We start from the raw sequence: 814 nt of genomic DNA on the forward strand, positions 1-814 counted from the left end.
GAAAATAGGACATTGCCGGTGGAACAGGCAGTTCCCTTGCAATGTTTTGTACAAGGTCAATCTTGGAGACTGATTTATTGTACATTACAAAAGCATAATTCAGAACAATGCCGTTACAGGAAAGCATAACTGAAACTGCCTGATGCCCATAGTCCTGTTTGCCTTTCAAATGAGATTGATGAAAATACGCATCTTCAATCGGATGCAGAGCCCGTGACGAAGGCTTTGTCTTTGAAGCTATCGTATCGTCAACAATACAGAAAACAGGTTTTCCGGTGCGGGCTGCTTCTGAATAAATAATCTCAATGACAGACCGTTTTAATGTATCTGAAAGCAACGATTCATCCCACTTTCCAGAGTTGAGGAAATGGGCAATTGTAGTTCTATGGCAGGAACTGTTTTTGGCAAAATCCGTGGTTTTTCCATGGTATCCAGAAAGAAAGATGCTAATCAGGATACTCATAAGATGATTGATCATTCGATTAGAATACGATTTGCATAAATCTAATTTTTTAAACTGGTTGTATATGAATGCTGAATGATGTATAGTATTTGCAGGAGACACCTTCTTTCGTGAATGCTGTAAATGTTGGTTTGGTCACTTTCATTATACAACACAATCGAATTCAAGGTGTCTTTCTTTTATGCAAAATCACGAACTTGCTCATTTATAGTCAGATATTTATAGGTATTCAGATCATTCGCTTTTGCCATCTCGACCATTGTATACACAATAGCACTGGAGGCAGCTCCGTTCGGACTGGCACTGAACAGCCAGTTCTTCCGGCCGACAGTGAATGGCCTGATTGCATTC

General features: G+C 39.8%; 2 pseudogenes. Both read right to left on the bottom strand.

Features of this window, described 5'->3' with window-relative positions:
- Window positions 1-337 (bottom strand): annotated as a pseudogene (locus tag Q5O73_RS10505) (hypothetical protein); the annotation flags it as partial.
- Window positions 338-672: 335 nt separating this feature from the next.
- Window positions 673-814: pseudogene (locus Q5O73_RS10510) on the bottom strand (transposase); the annotation flags it as partial.

It is taken from the genome of Eubacterium sp. AF15-50 (assembly GCF_934835595.1).
GTDB classification, from domain to species: Bacteria; Bacillota; Clostridia; order Lachnospirales; family Lachnospiraceae; genus Eubacterium_G; species Eubacterium_G segne.